Consider the following 16,014-nt stretch of genomic DNA (forward strand, 5'->3'; position numbering starts at 1 on the left):
GCGTCGTGTGACGCTGCGTCGTGTGACGCTGCGTCGTGTGACGCGGCCTCTTTGACGTGGCCTTTGACGCGGTCGGCCGCCGCCGGGAGGTCGCGGGGAGCCGGGAGGGGGACCTCCCGGCCGCCCGTTCTAGGGACCGGTGCAGGTGACCGAGGCCGGCACGGCGTTCGTGCTGCCGTTCCAGCTACCGAGGAAGCCGAACACCGTGGTGCCGTTCGCGGGCACGGACCCGTTGTAGGAGACGTTCCTGACCGTGATGTTGGCGCCGCTCGCGGTCGCGGTGCCGCTCCAGATCTGCGTGATCGTCTGACCATTGGCGAAGGCCCACCGCACGGTCCATCCGCTGATCGGCGCGGTGCCGGCGCGGACCGTCACCTCGGCCTGGAAGCCGCCCTGCCACTGGGAGATGACGCGGTAGGTGGCGGCGCATGCCCCGACCGTCGGTGTCGGTGTCGGCGTGGGGGTCGGTGTCGGTGTAGGACCGGGGAGCCTGAACGAGTAGAACCTCGTGCTCGCCGTACCCCCGCGCGAGTAGCCGTTGCCCCAGTAGAGCCGCCCTCCGACGATCGCCGGGCCGGCGTTGGACGAGCCCGCGCCCTGGTACTCCCACAGCACGCGGCCGGTGGCGGCGTCCAGCGCGTACATGTAGTTGTTCATCGAACCCGCGAACATCACCCCGTTGGCGTACGTGACCGGGCCGATCGACCGTCCGCCGTGCGGCTCGGGCACCTGCCAGAGGAGCCGCCCGGTCGCCGCGTCCAGCGCCCCGAACGAGCTGTAGGTGATCGTCTGCCCGTTGGGGAGCTGGTGCGAGAGGTTGCCGGCGTTGCTCGACGTGAAGAACACGCGCTGCCCGTCGGTGGCGGTGCCCCACTGGATGCCGCCCTGCGTCGAGCCGGGGCCGACCGAGGCGCTCCAGATGATCGCGCCGGTGGCCGCGTCGAGCATCCAGAACTCGCCGCTCTTCTGGCCCGCGCCCACGGCGCGGCGGGTCGTCCCGTTCGGGCCGGGGATCGTGTACAGGTGGGTGCCGTCGCCGGTGTCGTGGTCCGGGCCCGGGTTCGGGCAGTTGTTCGGCGGGGACCCCGGCAGGCAGGCGAAGTTCCACTCGTCGAAGCGGGGCGGCCCGGTGTTCCACTTGATCGCGCCCGTGGTGAGGTCCATCGCGATGATGGAGTCCTTGGCGTTCCAGGTCGGCAGGCACTGTTGCGGCGTGCCGCCGTTGCTCTGGCACGTGGTCGCGCTCTGCGGGATCGAGTAGTTCTGCCCGGTGCCGATGAAGATCGTGTTGCTGGCGGGGTCGATGCTCGGCGTGGTGCCCCACACCGACCCGCCGCTGAAGATGTCGCCGCCCGGCCCCTGGTCCGGCAGGGTGTACGACTTCCACCGCCGCGCCCCGGTGGCCGCGTCGATCGCCACCAGGCTGCCGCGGAACGTGCAGCAGTCGTACGAGGTGTCGGTGGCCAGGGAGAACTCGTCGGAGGAGACGCCCTGGTACAGGACGCCCTCGTGGTACACCGCCCCGCCGGTCAGCACGGCCCGAGGGTGCGTGTCGGTCGCCACGTTCCACCGGAGGTCGCCGTTGGCGACGTCGATCGCCAGCAGCCGGGCGCCGGACTGGGTGCCGATATAGACGGTGTCGCCGGCCACGACCGGGCTGGTGCGGGACACCACGGTGCCGCTCGCGCCCACGTAGGAGGCGACCGAACGGGACCAGATCACCTGGCCGGTGTTCGCGTCCACCTTGTGGAAGTATCCGCCCCAGTCCGGGAAGTAGACCGCGCCGTTCACCACGGCGGGCGTCGCCGAGACGTCGCCCCGCGTGGTGTAGGTCCAGTTGAGCGCCAGCCCGCCCACCGTCGTCGTGCTGAGCAGGTTCTCGGTCGGGTTGGACCGGCTGTTGCCGATGTTCTGCCCGCCCATGGACCATTGCGGATCGTCCGCGGCACCCGCGGGCGCGGTGGTGGCCACCATGAAAGCAGCCGCCGCGCACGCCATGGCGACCGCGGACACGGTCACCGCTCTCCTAATAATTGATGCCACATCGCCTCCCTAATCGATTGCAGCAGACGAAACGCAATATAACTCTCGGCGGAATGGCTTCCTTGAAACGTTCACCCTGGCCGGGTTATTCGAAACATTTCTTCGATATCCGCAGGTCACTGGAGGACTCCGGTTTCGTCCACGGCATGAGCCCTGGTCAGAGGCCTGAATAAACCATTCCGGTTCGAGAACTCCCACCCATGAAGTCCACGCCCGGCCGCCGCCTTCGAAAGCGAAATCCCCCCGTCGGTCGCAACCCGCCCAGCGGAAAAGCCGTCTTCTCCTGCACGGCGCCGCGGGCGACCTGGAGAAGGTCACAGGGCGGCCTGTTGACTCTGACACCGTGTCAGGGGCCAGCATGGAGCCGTGTTCAGCATCGGAGAGTTCGCCGCGCTCGGTCGTGTGTCCGTGCGCATGCTGCGTCACTACGACGCGATCGGGCTGCTCAGGCCGGCGGAGATCCACCCGGTCAGCGGCTACCGCTACTACCAGGCCGACCAGCTGCGCCGGCTCAACCGGGTCATCGCCCTGAAGGACCTCGGCCTGACCCTCGAGAAGGTCGCCGACATCCTCGACGACAAGGTCGGCATCGCCGAACTGCACGGCATGCTCCGGCTGCGCAGAGCACAACTGGAGGCGCAGCTGTCCTCGGACGCCGCCCGGCTGACCCGGGTCGAGGCACGGCTGCGCATGATCGAAGAGGAGGGTCACATGGACACCGAGGACGTCGTGCTGAAGGGGGTCGCGCCCGCTCGCGTCGCCGAACTGTCGGCGCGGGCCGCCAGTTACGAGGGCGAGGACATCGGCCCGGTGATCGGGCCGCTGTACCAGGAGATCTGCCGGCGCATGGATGTCGCCGGCGTGTGTCCGTCCGGGCCGTCGATCGCGTACTACACGGCCGCCCCCGGGGAGACGGGGGACGGGCAGGCGGTGCTGGTCCACGCGGCCGTGGAAGTGGCCCGCGACACCGGCCCCGGCCGGGAGTTCGACGTCCTGGACCTCCCGGGCATCGAGTCCGCCGCGACGATCGTGCACCGTGGCCCCATGGACGAAGCGGACCGGAGCATGCAGATCCTGGCCCGCTGGATCGACGACAACGGCTACAAACCCCTGGGCTACGCCCGAGAGGTATGCCTGCAAATGAACGAGAACCCCGCCAACTGGGTCCACGAGTTCCAGCTCGCCGTCTCCAAGGCCTAGGCGAACCGATCGGCTAGCCGGCGGCCGGGACGTAGGTCAGGTTGAGGACGCCGGTTCGGAAGGTCTCCGATTCGACCAGCTTCAGCGGGTGGGCCGGGGTGCCGTCGAACAGGCGCCGGCCCTGGCCGAGGGCGATCGGGTGGAGGAGGAGGCGCAGCTCGTCGAGGAGGCCGTTGGCGAGCAGCCACCGTACGGTCGTCGCGGAGCCGGACATCTGGATGTCGCCGTCGGTCCGCTCCTTGATCTCGCGCACCTGGGCCGCGACGTCACCGGAGATGACGGTGGTGTTGTTCCAGTCCGCCTTCTCCAGGGTGTCCGACACGACGTACTTGCGGGCGTTGTTGATGAACTTGGCGAAGTCCTGGTCGGTGTCCGTCGTCGTCCAGTAGGCCGACCACTCCTCGTACAGCGTGCGGCCCATGAGGAACGCCGCCGCGGTCTGCATGCCCGCCTCGACCGCGGCGCCCATCTCGTCGTTGAAGTACGGGAAGTGCCACTGGTCCGGCGCCTCGACCACACCGTCAAGGGAGATGAAGAAGTTCGAGATGATCTTGCCCATTGTGCTAGCTCCGTTCGGCGGGTCCGGGGCCGTCCTGCTCGGCCCGGCACGAACGAAGCTAGCGGCTCGCCACGACATTTCCTAAGCCAAGACCGTGTGGCGGGCCGGGGGCGGGGACGGCGCTGGGCCGTCCCCGCCCAGGTCAGCCTCCGAGCGCCATGTACAGGCGGGTGCCCTGGGGGCGGTAGCCGACGCGTTCGTAGACGCGGCGTGATCCCTCACCCCCGTACTCCAGCCACACCGACCGCGCCCCCTGGGCGAACATGACCTCGGTCAGCGCGGCGGTGACGGAGGCGGCGATGCCACGTCCGCGGAAGGCGGGGCGCGTGCCCACGCCCGCCAGCTCCGAGGTGCCCACGGCCGGTGCGGAGCAGGAGGCCCCGCCGGCGCAGCGGCCGTCGGGCGCCCGGACGAACCGCACGGCCCCGCCGCTCTCCTGGATGCGGCGCAACCGGGCCACGCCCTCCGGCGAGGAGGCGAACTCCCCGTTGAACGCCTCGGCCAAGGCGGCGTCGATCGACGCGTAGTCCTCGTCCGTCGACGGGGTCTCCACAAGGAGCACGGCCGGTTCGAGGACCGGTGGCATCGTCAGCGTGGCAGGAGTGCAGACCAGGTACTCGTGTACCTCCTCCGTGGTGAATCCCGCCTCGCGCAACGCGGGCTCGACGGCGGGCGCGGCGTCCGGCGCGAACTCCAGCCGGGGCTTGAGGCCGCGCTCGCGGAACGCCTCGATCAGCGCGGCGACGTCCTGGCCGGTCGGCCGGGCGCCGGGTTCGGGGGTCGCGTAGTTGATGTGCGGGCTGGTGGTGCCGGGGTCGAACCCCGCGACGAAGCCACCGGTCTGGACGACCACGGGGCGGCGGCGGAGGTTGGCTACGGCGAAGCTCTGGACGTTGGTGTCCACGGTGATGGTGACCTCACGTTGATGACATGGTGGCGCGCGGTCCCGACGCACGAGGTGGATCGGGTGAGCCGCGCATGCTCGTCAGACCCGGCGCGGGGCCGGGCGCGTTGGGCCGCCGTGAGGGACGGACGTGGCACTGATGGTGCCGATGCTGCCGGGTGGGCAGACCGGTCAGTGCCGACGGCGGCCGCTGAGGGACGCCGAGACCATGGACTTCATTCCCTTGCCGTGTGTGTACGCGTGCTGAAGCGCGATCAACGTTCCCACGACGCCCGCGAGCGCGCAACAGGAAAAGGGAGCCGTCCCCGGCGACCGGGGACGGCTCCGTTCGGGTGTGTCAGAAGGTCAGGACCAGGCCGGACCGACGACCCAGCTCACGTCGTCGGCCCACGAGCCCGTGGCGTCGAAGGTGTTCGAGCCGCCGTTGCTCGCGATGTAGACGGTGTTGGCGTAGTGGCGCAGGAACCTCGTCGGGAAGTTGTAGGAGGCGAACGAGGTGCCCTGGCCGTTCATGCCGCCCTGGGGGCAGAAGGTGGCGTCGGCGGCGAACAGCGTGCTTCCGTCGTTGGCCTGCCTGTGCAACTGGTAGTTGGAGTGCCGCAGGTAGTCCCCCGGGTAGTTCCTCGACTCGAACGACACGCAGGAACTGCTGGCCAGACCCTGGCGCACGGTCCACGAGGCGTCGCCCTTGTCCGTCGAGGAGCTCGACGAGGTGATCACCGAGGTGATCGCGTTGTCGTTCTGGTGGCGGATGTAGCGGTCCGTGCAGCAGGCCGTCGTCGCCCGCAGTGAGATCGTCGAGCCGGGGGTCAGGGTGCCCGAGCCGCCGCCCGACGTGGTGGCGTAGCCGGCGGCGTTGATGTTGGCCTGCACCGCGTTCTCGGTGGCGTCCGAGGGGTAGCCGGACGTCATCACGCCCTCGTAGAAGGTGCCGGCGGCGCCGATGCTGTTGTCGCCGCCGATGCCGAGGATGATGGCGCCTTCCTTCTTCATCGGGTTGTAGCCCGCGACATTGGGTCGCACCCCGTTGTAGAAGGTCGACAGGCCGCCCGACTGCGCGTTGCCGCCCCGGATGGCCCAGTGGTTCGGCTCACCCTTGACGACGGCGGTCAGGAACCGGTGGGTCACGGTCGGGTCGTTCGCGTTGTAGCGCTGGTTCACCCCGGAGAACAGGCCGTTCTCCAGGTCGGCCATGATCCAGGGGCCGTTCCCCGAGCCGTAGCCCCAGACCTTGATGTTCCCGAAGTAGATGGCCTCCATGGTGCCGTTGCCGTTGTCACGGCTGTTGGTCTCGGCGTTGCCGTAGTCGAAACAGCAGCCGCCGTTGTAGTGGGTGCCGTCGAAGATCGCGTACATCCCCTCCGGCTGGTCCCCCCGCGCGACGCCCGAGGTCGCGTTGTTGCGGTAACCGGTGCCGGGAGCCACGAAGACGCCGTACGCCTTCTGACCGCCGACCATGATCGGCGCCGCGGTCGCGACCGCGAGGTTGTCGTATCCGCCCGCGGCCGGGCCGGAGAACCCGCCGGGAGGCGCCTGGGTGAGGCGGTTGTTCCGGCCGGACTGGTCGTAGATGACGGTGATCAGGCAGGTCGTGCCGGCACAGAACGCGTCCTGCGTCGCGGCGTTGGCGACCCCGCCCGCGCTCAGGACGCCGATGTCCCGGGTGGTGTTGTCCGAGGAGCGGCGCACCTGGTACAGCGACCCGCTGTAGGAGCCGTAGAGGGCACGGGTGGTGCTGTGCGCCGCCACACAGGGTGTGCCGCCCGAGGCGTAGATGTCACAAGGGAGCGTCCCCGCGGCCTGCGACGTGCCCGCCGTGCCGGTGACGAGGCCGGCGACGAGGGCGAGCGTCGCGCCCGCGGATAATGATGCCCTTTTGAGGTTCCTGAGTATCGACCGGGAGAACATCGAATCCTGTGCCTTTCTACGATTGGACCGCTCCGGCGGCGAATGAGGCTGTGAGCGCTAACACACAGCCGCTGTCAGCTGACCGGCCGTTGGCGGCGGTGCGTCGGAAGCGGACAGGGGGTTTTGTTAGCGCTAACATCTCTACTTGAGCTCCGACCTTCGTCGCTGGACGTTTTTGCGGTGGTGCGGCGGAGCAAATACGACGGACGCCTTCCCGTCAACCCTCGCCCCCGGCCCGCCACCCCCGGCACCGCCCTTTTCCTGGACAGGTCGCGTCACGCGGGGCCGGCCGATGATGAACGTTTCACCCGGGGGCGGCTCCGGGCACCCGGACGCCTGGGCCGACCGGACGGGCGCGGCGGAGGTGATCGAGAACGCCATGACGAGGCTCGGTTCTACGGCATGCGCGGGACCAGCGGCGGGGTGTGGTCACCGGCGGCTGGAACGGCAGGCCCTGCGCGCATGGCGAAGCCTGGAAGATCGAACGTGCGTCAGGACAATCAAAGCCCGGGTCGGAAAGTACTTCCTGACCTGGGCTTCGGGTGGGAGCGGGCGACGGGGGACCGATGTGGTGCTGTCAGCTTGGGGCGGCCGCGACGAGGTCGACACAACGCCGAACAGAGGTCCCCACGGGGTCCACGCCGGTCAGACCGAACTGACCGCCGGGGTGGGTTCCCTGGCGCTGTGTGCTCTCTCGCGGTGCGGCGGTGTCAGAGTTTGTACAGCTTGTTGAACGGCGTAGTGATTCGTTCCTGCCGTGAGCCGAAATCGACGATCACGGCGATCTCGTCCTCGACGCTGATGACGAGACCAAGACCATGCCGGTCGTGGGTCACCTGGTCGTTGACGCTGAACCGCTCCGCGGGCCGCGCGGGGGGCGGGGGCTTGAAGGGACTGGTGGACAGGTGACGACGAGGGTCGCCGCTGGCTGGCTTCATTACCTCCAGTATGCGCCGCCTGTGAGAACGCTCGCAACGGAGGATCGGCAAGCTCATTCGAAATGATCAGGACCGGGTGGGGATTCGACGCCCGGCACGGGCCGTCGGAGGCGCTGTCAGCGGGGATCGGGCGACGCCGGCCTTCGTCCTGGGCGTGGAAGAGGGCCATGCTAACGTCGCGGCTCGTGCTGGAGAACGTGTACGTGGGCAGCGCCGACATCGACGCCGCCGGTGACCGCGGCTGGCTGCTCGGCCACTTCAAGCCGGATGACGACGTCCGCCACAGCGACCGTGTCGAGGTCAAGTGGGGCGTGCACCCCCGTGGCGACGAGCGGGCGCAATGGGTCGTCGGGGAGAAGCGTACGGCGCTGCTCATGCTGATCAGCGGGCGATTCCGGGTGGAGCTGCCCGGCCGCAGCGTGCTGCTGGCCAAGCAGGGCGACTACGTCGTATGGGGCCAGGGCGTCGATCACTCCTGGTACGCCGAGGAGGAGTCGGTGGTGCTCACCGTCCGCTGGCCGTCGGTCCCGGGTTACGCGGTTCCGCACCCGGGCCTCGAATAGCCGTGCACGCGCGTCGCGCACAAGGACCACTGATCAAGGACCGGGTCGCTGCCAGGTGTCGAATCGAGGGGCGGGCTCCAGGGACTCTCCGAGCCGCCTCGTCCGGTCCACGCAGTCGGAGCAGATGGGTTCCTCTACCGATCGGGCGGTGGCTTCCGGTGTCGGTTCACGGAAAGCACCCGACACCGTCATGCCCAGCGGAAGATTCGACTCGGGGTCCATCATGACCGTCATGACGCTCGCGGGGATGAAGCCGAAGGTTCGCTTGCACAGATAACATCTGCCGATTGTCGTGATCTGCTCGTCTGCCATAAGCGTCCGCCCTCCTCCATCGCACCGTACAACTCGTGGCCGGAAAGTGGGCCACCTCGCGCACGACTTCGCCGAGCCCGATGGCAGGCCCTCGATATCGAGAGGCGCACAGGCCGGGATATTGAGAGGCGCACAGGCCGGACCGTCAATATGGTGATCGAGTGCTGAAGCCTCCCTATCCTCTTGAGACTCCCCGGCTACTGCTCCGCCCCTTCACCATGGACGACCTCGACGAGCTGCACGCTTTCCACTCGCGCCCCGACGTCGCCCGATACCTCTACTGGGACGCGCGCACGCGGGACGAGACCGAGGAGGCCCTGGGGACGAAGATCGGCCGGGCGGAGTTGCTCGAGGACGGTGACGTCCTCAGCGTCGCCGTCGAACTACGCGAGACCGGTGCGCTGATCGGCGACCTGTCCCTGTTCTGGCGGGACGCCGAGCACGGCCAGGGTGAGATCGGCTTCGTCTTCCACCCTGCCTACCAGGGGCGTGGCCTCGCCACCGAGGCATCCCGCGAGATCCTGCGCCTCGGCTTCGACGTTCTCGGCCTGCACCGTGTCTACGGCCGCTGCGACGCCCGGAACACCCCCTCGGCCAGGCTGATGGAGCGGCTCGGCATGCGCCGCGAAGCCCATTTCGTGGAGAACGAGATGTTCAAGGGCGAGTGGAGCGACGAATTCGTCTACGCGATACTCCAGAAGGAGTGGAAACCCGCGGCATAGCGGCGAGTGGCTCGGGCCCCATGTCGGTGACCGTCCTGTCGGCCAGGGTCACGAGGTCGCGTACCCATGGTTTCTGACGACAGGACGAAATACATCAGGCCTGCCATACTTCTGAGTGTGCTTCCCCTCTTGTTCGTCAACTGGTTCGTCGCCGTCTCGATCATGGGACGCGACTGTGGATCGGTGTACGAGGGAGGCAACATAACGGAATGCGCCGGCGGGCTTTCCGAGGAAGAGACGCTCGCCGCGTCGGCACTGGTCGCACTGCTGGTACTCGTCGTCCAGATGGCCCTGGTCGTCCTGGCGAGCCGGAGCATCCGCTCCCGCTCCCGCTCCCGCTCTCGCTCCCGCTCTCGCTCCTAGAGACGCCTCGTGGCGTGACCGTGCCGCGCCGCTGTGGCCGCTGCACGGGGCCAATCTCGGCACTCTGCTCCGCACGTGTGACGCCGTGGGGGCCTGCCTGGCCGTACCGCGCCTGCCGTGGGTGCCGGAGGCGATCCGCCGGGGGAACACGTTGCGCCAGGCGGCGTGCGTGCACTGGGCGGGCGACCCGCTGAAGTGGCTCACCGAGCAGCGGTCGGCCGGGATCCGGGTTCTGGGCGTCGAGCTGGCCGAAGACGCGATACGGCTGGCGGACCTTCCGATGACCCGTCAGCCGACCATCGCGGTCCTCGGCCATGAGAGCGACGGCATCCCGCCCGAGGCGCTCGACCTCCTCGACCAGGTGGTGGAGATCCCGATGATCGGCACGGGGGCCAGCCTCAACGTGGCGGTCGCCGGCTCCCTCGTGCTCTACAAACTGGCCGGCTTCGCCTGACACCAGGAAGCGGGGACGCCGAGGCTCGGCGAGATCTTCATGGATACGCATGGTCTTGATCTCCGCTCCGTCCGGGTGGGGCAATCAGCGGCCACGTCACGGTTGGTTCTCGCCGCCGTCCGGGAGATTGATCCCGGCGAGCCGACCGGCTCGCTCCGTCTTGACCGCCGCGAGCCGCAAGGAGCATGTATGGGCCCCAGACATTCGGGAACCGGCCGGAGGTTGTGCACCCTCTTCCTGGCCGGCGCCCTCGTGCTCGCCGTTTCCGGCACGGCGCTGCCAGGCTCCCGGGCGGCGGCGCAGATAGCGGCCGATTGCATTTCCACACCGATCGAGTACAGAACCGCGTGGGAACAGCGGGAGGTGCGCTGCGTCTCGCCCAATCTGTTCGGGACCACGCACACCCGCGGCACTACTTCGCTGTATCCCAGCGGCTTCTGGTACGCGTGGGCGGGCTCCAGCACCAACCTGGAGCGCTACCTGGCACTGCGCAGGATCTACGGCGACAGCCCGCCGAAAGCCGGTATCGGAATCCTGTCGTACGCCGGGTTTCCCGGCCTCAACGACTTTTCCGACCCGACGAACCTCGCCGTCTACACCCTCCCGACCGGCGTCCAAGCCCGGGTACCGAGTTTCGAGACGTGGTTCCGCCTGCTGGACGAGGAGTTCGGCATGCCTGGGACGTACCCGCTCTCGGCCCAGACCGACCTGGTCGTCGCCTACTCCCGGCTCCGCCCGCACGAGGATGTCGTCGGAGCATTCCAGACCGTGACCGGCTGCAGCCGGACCGCGCTGCTCAAAGGAAAAGAACCGTCGGCGGCCATCGGCTGCAACGTCTCCTTCCTCAAAGCGCTGGCGGCCGCCGGGCCCTCTCCCTATTCCACCGGTGAGTCGAAGTCGTGCTTCAGGAACTTCGCCGCCCGATACACGGGCCACAGCGACGCCGCCGCGATGCGCGCCGTGCTGTTCCAGTGCCAGGACGTGGGCTTCCTCAACACCGGCGTCGGGCTCGGCTACAACACCTACGCGAACCCCTTCGTCTGCAAGCCCGCCTTCAAACAGTCGGTACTGCAGAAGTACACGGGCAGAGAATTCATCGTCCCGAACGCGAACCTCGACGCCCTCCCCAGCTTCGTCGACCTCGAACTGAACCTCGGCATCCCCGCAGAACGAGAATTCCTACAAACCGGCTACTGCTCCACGAACTGCCGACACCACACCAAGGCCCGGCATCGCGCCAGGAGCTCGAAGAGGCCGGTGACCCGGCTTCCACTGCGGACCTCCAGCAGCAGCGGGGAGACGATCAGCGCCGCCACCGAACTCGGTATGGACCGATCGTCGGTACCTGCCGCTTGTGGTCTCATCGCAAGGCGCTGATGGTCATGCCCAGCGCGGCCGTGACGAGTACGAGGTCGATGAGCACTTCATAGCGCTGCGTTGTGACGTCGCGCAGGATTCGCCGTGCGAGGAATGACCCGGCCATGACGGCTGATCCGATGACGAGGCCGCGAGTGACGACCTCCGTGCTGAGGACTCCGGCGTCCTGGAATGTCGCCAGTTTGCCGGCATAGAGCAGGAGGGCGCTGGCGGCCTCGCGCGAGTCGTACGGAATCTGGACGGACGGGACCCTCGTCGCGCCAGCACTGAAAAGTCAGACCGCTCTCTGCCACTGGATGGCCGCCTCTCGGACCGGTGCGGACGGTCGTCGCCACCCGACCAAGGCTGCCTGAGGGCGTGGGCTTCTTGCCAACACATCCCAATATCTGACTATCATCGTCATATGGCGATTGATGGTGGGGGTCGGTGTGTGAGCGCCGGTATCGCGGCGGGGATCCCGCCGGCGGCGGCGTTGTTCCATTCCCTGGCCGACGAGACCCGGTTGCGCATCGTGGCCCGGCTGGCGCGCGGCGAGGCGCGGGTGGTGGATCTGACCGGTGAGCTGGGGCTGGCCCAGTCCACGGTGTCCAAGCACCTGGCCTGCCTGCGCGGCTGCGGCCTCGTCGACTACCGGGCCGAGGGCCGCCAGTCGTTCTACGCGCTGACCCGTCCCGAGCTGATGGACCTGCTGCGCTCCGCCGAGCAACTGCTGTCCGCCACCGGCCACACCGTCGTCCTGTGCGCCCAGCCCGACCCCGAGGCTCCCGAGGTTCCCGAGGTCTCGGAGGTCTCGGAGGTCCTCGAAGTCCCCGAGGGTCCCGGCCGCGACCCTCTGCGGCTCGCCGAAGGAGGCCGGTTCGCGTGAGAACGCACACCCCACCCGCCGCCGGTCCCGTACAAAACCCGCCCCTCACCGGCCTCGCCCCGGACCGGTATGCGGTGCTGCGGCGGCGGGTTCGGGTGTTGGTGGCCGCCACCATCACCTACAACGTGGCCGAGGCGGTGGTGGCCGTCACCGCCGGTACCGCGGCCTCCTCCGCCGCGCTGGTCGGGTTCGGTCTGGACTCGGTGGTCGAGGTCGCCTCCGCCGCCGCGGTGGCCTGGCAGTTCTCCGCCGTCGACCACCGACGCCGCGAGAAGGCCGCGCTGCGTGTCATCGCGCTGTCGTTCTTCGCGCTGGCCGCCTACGTCACCCTCGACGCCGTACGCTCCCTGGCGGGCGCGAACGAGGTCGGCCACTCCACGCCCGGCCTGGTCCTGGCGGCGGTCTCCCTGGTGGTCATGCCGTCCCTGTCGGCGGCCCAGCGGCGCGCCGGCCGCGAGCTGGGCTCGGCCTCGGCGGTGGCCGACTCCAAGCAGACCATGCTGTGCGCGTACCTGTCGGCCGTGCTGCTGGGCGGGCTGGCGCTCAACAGCGCGTTCGGATGGTGGTGGGCCGACCCGGCCGCCGCCCTGGTCATCGCCGTCCTGGCGGTCATCGAAGGCCGCAGGGCCTGGCACGGGGACACCTGCTGCGCCGCACCGGTCATCCCGCCCCCGATCCCATCCGAGGCCGCCACCGACCAGGGCGGATGCTCCGACGACTGCTGCGCTCACCGACCCACTCAGTGATCGGCCTCCCGATGCCCACCCCCGTGGGGGGCGTCCACCAGGCCGAGATGCGCGGCATCCGGGCCGGTACCGGCCCTCGGAGCACGGTGGCGGCGGGCGCCGCCGCCGGTCTTTCACTCACCTGAGCCGGAGGTTCTCATGCCATGGGGTTCGCTTGCCGGTCACGGCCTGGCGTACGGGTCGGGCCTGGGTCTGCTGCTGGCGGCCGTCCTGATCATCGGCACACTGGTCGCACCCGACTTCATGGTGGGCGACTACCCGCCGGCCATCGCCGAGCGGTACGGCCCCAAAAGCCCGCGCGGGCGCAGCGTCACCCGCGTCGCCGGCGTCTTGCTGGCGGCCGGGGTCCTGGCCCTGCTCACCGCCGCGATGGCCGGCCTGCCCACCATCGCCCCTGGCGCGGGGTTCGGCACCGCCCTGGTCTACGCGACGATCATCTGGCAGAGCTTCAACCTGTTCGACCTGGTCGTGCTGGACTGGCTGATCGTGGTGCGCTGGCGGCCCGCTTTCGTCGTCCTGCCCGGTACCGAGGGCATGGACGCCTACGACGACATGGGCCACCACCTGCGCGGTTACGTCAAAGGTGTGGTCATCTGCCAGGCCGCGGCCCTGCTCAGCGCCGTCGCCTTCGCCGTTCTTGCCCTGCTGCTGTGAGTGTCCGCCGTGTCAGGTGACGACCGGACTGCGGCGTTCGATCAGGACCACGTCGCGCCAGACGTCGTGGTGGCGGCCGATCCGCTCCCGGGTGCCGATGACGCGGAATCCGGCGCGCTCGTGCAGGGTGAGGCTGGCGGTGTTCTCGGGGAAGACGCCGGACTGGATCGTCCAGATCCCGGCGGCCTCGGTGGAGGCGATCAGCGCGGTGAGCAGGGCCGCTCCGGCGCCGCGGCGGCGGGCGGCGGGGTGGACGTACACCGAGTGCTCCACCACCCCGGCGTAGGCGCACCGGTCGGAGACCGCGACCGCGGCGACCCAGCCGAGGACGCGGCCGGCGTCGTCGAGGGCGACATACCGGTGGCCGGGCAGTTTGTGCGTGTCGAAGTGCTCCCAGTGCGGTGCGGTGGTCTCGAAGGTGGCTTGGCCTTCGTCGATGCCGAGCTGGTAGATGGCCAGCACCTGGGCCGCGTGCCGGACCGTCATGGCCGTGACGTGCGGCCCCGCTGTGGCGCCGGGGGTCGTGTTCACCTGCGGTCCGCCGGTGTGGGCAGGAGCTCGGCGAGCAGCGCCTGGACGCGGGCGTCGATCTCGTCCCGGATGCTGCGCACCTGGTCGGTGCCCTGGCCGGCCGGGTCGGCCAGGTGCCAGTCCTCGTAGCGTTTGCCGGGGAAGATCGGGCAGACGTCGCCGCAGCCCATGGTGATGACCACATCGGCGGTGTGGACGGCTTCGGTGGTGAGCGGCTTGGGGAACTCCTTGGTGAGGTCCAGGCCGAGTTCGTCCATCACGGTGACGACGGCCGGGTTGATCGTCTCGGCGGGCGCGGATCCGGCCGAGCGGACGGTGAGTCGCCCGGCGGCGTGGTGGTCGAGCAGGGCGGCGGCCATCTGGGAGCGCCCCGCGTTGTGGACGCAGACGAACAGCACCTCAGGGACCTCGGACACGATGACTCCTTGAACGGGGACGGCGGCTCGCGGCCGGTCGGCGGCGGAACGGGGGGCGAGGCGGTGGCGTGAGGTCAAGGAGGGGTGGACGGCGGGGTGTGGTCGGTCGGTGGCGGAATGGGGGGTGAGGTGGTGGCAAGGCGAGGGATTCGCCGGTGTCTCTCCGGCCGTCGCTGGTGCGGACGGGCCCCGCGCGGTTCCGCTCACGCCAGCGCCGGCAGGGGTGGTCCAAGGATCGCCGACAGGCGTTCCAGGACGCCGGGGTTCACCCAGTAGTAGACCCAGGTGCCGCGGCGTTCGCAGTCGATCAGCCCGGCGGTGCGCAGCACCTTCAGGTGGTGGCTGATCGTCGGGCCGGTCAGCTCGAAGGCGCCGGTCAGGTCGCACACGCATGCCTCACCGCCCTCGTGGCAGGCGATCAGCGAGAGCAACCGCAGCCGCACCGGGTCGGCGATCGCCTTGAACAACGGCGCCAGTTCTTCGGCCTCGGCGGCGTTCAGCGGCTCGCACGCCAGCGGCGCACAGCACACCTGCTCGCCGGTCCCGGTCCCAGTCCCAGTTCCGGCTCCAGTCCCAGCTCCGATCCCAGCTCCGGTCCTGATCCCAGTTCCGGCTCCGGTCCCAGCTCCGGTCCCGGCTCCGGTCCTGATCCCGGCTCCGGCTCCGGCTCCGGTCCCGGTTCGGGGGAGCTCGATGACCGGCAGCAGTTGTTTCGACATACCTCTAAGTTGACAGATCTCGAAGCAGTATCGCAAGCTGACGACACCGGCTGAATAGATGTCCATCTAAACAGCGGCGCCCGAGTGGTGACCGCCACCACCCGGCCTCGACCCATGGAGGATCGCCATGTCCCGCGTCCAGCTCGCGCTTCGCGTCGCCGACCTGGAAGGTTCGATCGCCTTCTACTCCAAGCTGTTCGGCGCCGAGCCGGCCAAGCGCCGCCCCGGGTACGCCAACTTCGCCATCGCCGAGCCCCCGCTCAAGCTGGTCCTGCTGGAGGGCGAGGCCGGCCACGACACCCGCCTGGACCACCTCGGCGTCGAAGTGGCCGACACCGCCGACGTCACCGCCGCCACCCAGCGGCTCAAGGACGCCGGCCTGGCCACCTTCGAGGAGAACGACACCTCCTGCTGCTACGCCCTGCAGGACAAGGTGTGGGTCACCGGACCCGGCGCCGAACCGTGGGAGGTGTACGTGGTCAAGGCCGACGCCGACGTCCTGGGCACCTCCGACGTCCTGGGCATGTCCGCCACCTCCTCGCAGGCCCCGGCGGCCGCGTGTGTCTGCGGCCCGAGCGCGGAGAGGACCGATGAGCAGGCCGTCGGCGCCACGGCGCGCACCGGCTGCTGCTGAGAAACCGGCCGCGGACCACCTTCGTCCCGCTGCGGGGTGCGCCTCGCTGCGCCGCGGCGGGCGGAGGACTGCTTTTGTGATCACCCCGTAGCCGGAGAGGATCACC

Annotated in this window: 19 protein-coding genes; 10 read left to right on the plus strand and 9 right to left on the minus strand. The window is 69.3% G+C overall.

Going from position 1 to position 16,014, the window contains the following annotated elements; genetic code table 11:
- Positions 1-129 precede the first annotated feature (129 nt).
- Positions 130-2,019, minus strand: coding sequence for an outer membrane protein assembly factor BamB family protein (locus NYZ98_RS25390; protein WP_262845681.1), 1,890 nt, complete (start codon positions 2,017-2,019; stop codon positions 130-132).
- Positions 2,020-2,409: 390 nt separating this feature from the next.
- Here NYZ98_RS25390 and NYZ98_RS25395 point away from each other — a divergent pair, with 390 nt between their 5' ends.
- On the plus strand, positions 2,410-3,243 hold the full coding sequence (locus tag NYZ98_RS25395; protein WP_262845682.1) for a MerR family transcriptional regulator: 834 nt from the start codon (positions 2,410-2,412) through the stop codon (positions 3,241-3,243).
- Between the two features lie 13 nt (positions 3,244-3,256).
- On the opposite strand, the gene NYZ98_RS25400 is transcribed toward NYZ98_RS25395, so the two are convergent.
- From NYZ98_RS25400 to NYZ98_RS25415, 4 genes are all read right to left on the minus strand, one after another.
- Positions 3,257-3,802 carry a dihydrofolate reductase family protein gene (locus NYZ98_RS25400; RefSeq protein WP_262845683.1) on the minus strand — a complete coding sequence of 182 codons (546 nt, stop codon included), beginning with the start codon at positions 3,800-3,802 and terminating at the stop codon, positions 3,257-3,259.
- Positions 3,803-3,944: 142 nt separating this feature from the next.
- Positions 3,945-4,706, minus strand: a complete 762-nt coding sequence (locus tag NYZ98_RS25405) for a GNAT family N-acetyltransferase (RefSeq protein WP_262845684.1) — start codon at positions 4,704-4,706, stop codon at positions 3,945-3,947.
- 345 nt (positions 4,707-5,051) lie between these two features.
- A complete protein-coding gene (locus NYZ98_RS25410; RefSeq protein ID WP_262845685.1) occupies positions 5,052-6,614 on the minus strand; it encodes an alpha-L-arabinofuranosidase B in 1,563 nt (520 codons plus the stop codon).
- Between the two features lie 710 nt (positions 6,615-7,324).
- Positions 7,325-7,552 carry a hypothetical protein gene (locus NYZ98_RS25415; RefSeq protein WP_262845691.1) on the minus strand — a complete coding sequence of 76 codons (228 nt, stop codon included), beginning with the start codon at positions 7,550-7,552 and terminating at the stop codon, positions 7,325-7,327.
- A 167-nt stretch (positions 7,553-7,719) separates the two neighbouring features.
- Here NYZ98_RS25415 and NYZ98_RS25420 point away from each other — a divergent pair, with 167 nt between their 5' ends.
- On the plus strand, positions 7,720-8,115 hold the full coding sequence (locus NYZ98_RS25420) for a cupin domain-containing protein (protein ID WP_262845696.1): 396 nt from the start codon (positions 7,720-7,722) through the stop codon (positions 8,113-8,115).
- 33 nt (positions 8,116-8,148) lie between these two features.
- On the opposite strand, the gene NYZ98_RS25425 is transcribed toward NYZ98_RS25420, so the two are convergent.
- Positions 8,149-8,427: a hypothetical protein gene (locus tag NYZ98_RS25425; RefSeq protein WP_262845702.1), complete on the minus strand. Its 279-nt coding sequence runs from the start codon at positions 8,425-8,427 to the stop codon at positions 8,149-8,151.
- Positions 8,428-8,588: 161 nt separating this feature from the next.
- Here NYZ98_RS25425 and NYZ98_RS25430 point away from each other — a divergent pair, with 161 nt between their 5' ends.
- The 7 genes from NYZ98_RS25430 to NYZ98_RS25460 all read left to right on the plus strand — a co-directional run bounded on the left by NYZ98_RS25430 (position 8,589) and on the right by NYZ98_RS25460 (position 13,608).
- A complete protein-coding gene (locus NYZ98_RS25430) occupies positions 8,589-9,149 on the plus strand; it encodes a GNAT family N-acetyltransferase (RefSeq protein WP_262845703.1) in 561 nt (186 codons plus the stop codon).
- Between the two features lie 117 nt (positions 9,150-9,266).
- Positions 9,267-9,512, plus strand: a complete 246-nt coding sequence (locus NYZ98_RS25435; protein WP_262845705.1) for a hypothetical protein — start codon at positions 9,267-9,269, stop codon at positions 9,510-9,512.
- A 40-nt stretch (positions 9,513-9,552) separates the two neighbouring features.
- Complete coding sequence (locus NYZ98_RS25440) at positions 9,553-9,966, plus strand: TrmH family RNA methyltransferase (protein WP_262845777.1); 414 nt, start codon at positions 9,553-9,555, stop codon at positions 9,964-9,966.
- A gap of 189 nt (positions 9,967-10,155) precedes the next feature.
- Positions 10,156-11,343 (plus strand): hypothetical protein, encoded by a 1,188-nt coding sequence (locus NYZ98_RS25445; protein ID WP_262845707.1) that lies wholly within the window; start codon positions 10,156-10,158, stop codon positions 11,341-11,343.
- 403 nt (positions 11,344-11,746) lie between these two features.
- Positions 11,747-12,208 carry an ArsR/SmtB family transcription factor gene (locus NYZ98_RS25450; RefSeq protein ID WP_262845710.1) on the plus strand — a complete coding sequence of 154 codons (462 nt, stop codon included), beginning with the start codon at positions 11,747-11,749 and terminating at the stop codon, positions 12,206-12,208.
- Entirely contained in the window at positions 12,205-12,954 is a 750-nt protein-coding gene (locus tag NYZ98_RS25455) for a cation transporter (protein ID WP_380707285.1), read from the plus strand. Before NYZ98_RS25450 ends, NYZ98_RS25455 begins: the two co-directional genes overlap by 4 nt.
- Positions 12,955-13,092: 138 nt before the next feature.
- The gene (locus NYZ98_RS25460; RefSeq protein ID WP_262845712.1) at positions 13,093-13,608 is read left to right on the plus strand and encodes a hypothetical protein; all 516 of its coding nucleotides are present in this window, start codon (positions 13,093-13,095) and stop codon (positions 13,606-13,608) included.
- 12 nt (positions 13,609-13,620) lie between these two features.
- On the opposite strand, the gene NYZ98_RS25465 is transcribed toward NYZ98_RS25460, so the two are convergent.
- From NYZ98_RS25465 to NYZ98_RS25475, 3 genes are all read right to left on the minus strand, one after another.
- Positions 13,621-14,139 carry a GNAT family N-acetyltransferase gene (locus NYZ98_RS25465; protein WP_262845713.1) on the minus strand — a complete coding sequence of 173 codons (519 nt, stop codon included), beginning with the start codon at positions 14,137-14,139 and terminating at the stop codon, positions 13,621-13,623.
- Positions 14,136-14,555: an arsenate reductase ArsC gene (locus NYZ98_RS25470; RefSeq protein WP_262845715.1), complete on the minus strand. Its 420-nt coding sequence runs from the start codon at positions 14,553-14,555 to the stop codon at positions 14,136-14,138. Before NYZ98_RS25470 ends, NYZ98_RS25465 begins: the two co-directional genes overlap by 4 nt.
- A gap of 203 nt (positions 14,556-14,758) precedes the next feature.
- Positions 14,759-15,085, minus strand: a complete 327-nt coding sequence (locus tag NYZ98_RS25475) for an ArsR/SmtB family transcription factor (protein ID WP_262845717.1) — start codon at positions 15,083-15,085, stop codon at positions 14,759-14,761.
- A gap of 316 nt (positions 15,086-15,401) precedes the next feature.
- Between NYZ98_RS25475 and NYZ98_RS25480 the strand changes: the two genes are divergently transcribed.
- Positions 15,402-15,908, plus strand: a complete 507-nt coding sequence (locus tag NYZ98_RS25480; protein WP_262845719.1) for an ArsI/CadI family heavy metal resistance metalloenzyme — start codon at positions 15,402-15,404, stop codon at positions 15,906-15,908.
- Positions 15,909-16,014 lie beyond the last annotated feature (106 nt).

The organism is Sphaerisporangium corydalis, assembly GCF_025506355.1.
Classification (GTDB): Bacteria; Actinomycetota; Actinomycetes; order Streptosporangiales; family Streptosporangiaceae; genus Sphaerisporangium; species Sphaerisporangium corydalis.